Genomic DNA, 1,352 nt, shown 5'->3' with positions numbered 1-1,352 from the left:
CAGCCCCACCACCCGCAACGCCCACGCCCACGACTTCGGCCGCCTCACCACCAACACCCCCTACGCCGTCCTCCACCCCACCGGCGCCCCCGACATCGCCACCATCATCGACTTCGCCCGCCGCAACAACCTCAAAGTCGCCATGAACGGCCAGAGCGGCACCGGAAACGACCTCGAATCACACTCCAACTACGGCCAGGCCGGCGTCGCCGGCGGCATCAGCATCAACGCCCGCGCCCTCAACCGCATCCACACCATCACCCCCACCAACGCCACCGTCGACACCGGCGTCACCTGGGCCCAACTCACCGAAGCCACCCTCGCCCAAAACCTCACACCCCCCGCCCTCACCGACTACCTCCACCTCTCCATCGGCGGCACCATCAGCATCGGCGGCATCGGCTCCACCGTCCACAAACACGGCCTCCAGGCCGACACCGTCGAAGCCATCGAAATCGTCACCGGCACCGGCCGCATCCTCACCGCCTCCCCCACCCGAAACCCCGACCTCTTCCACACCGCCCTCGCCGGCGCCGGCCAAGTCGGCATCATCACCAAAGCCACCCTCAAACTCGTCCCCGCCCCCCAGAACGCCCGCATCCTCACCCTCACCTACACCGACCAACACACCTTCCTCACCGACCAACAAACCATCCTCAACGACGGCCGCTTCCCCTCCCAGGTCGGCGAAATCCTCATCCAACCCAACGGACAACCCCCCCACTACAAAATCGAAGCCGTCACCCACTACAACGGCACCACACCCCCCAACCCCACCCCCCTCCTCACCGACCTCAACCCCACCACCACCACCATCACCGACCAGACCTACCGCGAATACACCTACCGCGCCGACACCTTCGCCGACACCATCAAAAACCTCGGCTACTGGAACACCCCCAAACCCTGGCTCTCCCTCTTCCTCCCCGCCACCACCACCCCCACCTTCCTCAACCACACCCTCCCCCAACTCACCCCCGACGACATCGGCCCCGGCCTCCTCCTCTGCTACCCCTTCCACACCAACAAACTCACCCACCCCCTCGCCATCACCCCCAACGAACCCACCGCCTACCTCTTCGACCTCCTCGCCTTCCCCCACCCCACCACCAACCCCACCACCCACCTCACCCGCAACCGCAACCTCTACAACACCGCCACCCAACTCGGCGCCAAACGCTACCTCGTCGGCGCCATCCCCCACATGACCCCCACCGACTGGCAACACCACTACGGCCCCCACTGGACCACCCTCACCAACGCCAAAAACACCTACGACCCCACCCACACCCTCACCCCCGGCCACAACATCTTCCCCTAACCCCAAAACACACCACACACCACACACCACA

Annotated in this window: 1 protein-coding gene; it reads left to right on the top strand. The window is 65.6% G+C overall.

Translation table 11 applies throughout. The annotated features are described in order from the left end of the window. Positions 1-1,321: FAD-binding protein (locus ACZ6EM_RS40440; protein ID WP_465774687.1), on the top strand; the 1,321-nt coding region annotated here is incomplete at its 5' end. Between the last annotated feature and the right edge of the window lie 31 nt (positions 1,322-1,352).

This window comes from Kitasatospora sp. NPDC041917 (genome assembly GCF_055589745.1).
This window is presented reverse-complemented; position numbering and strand designations above follow the sequence as displayed.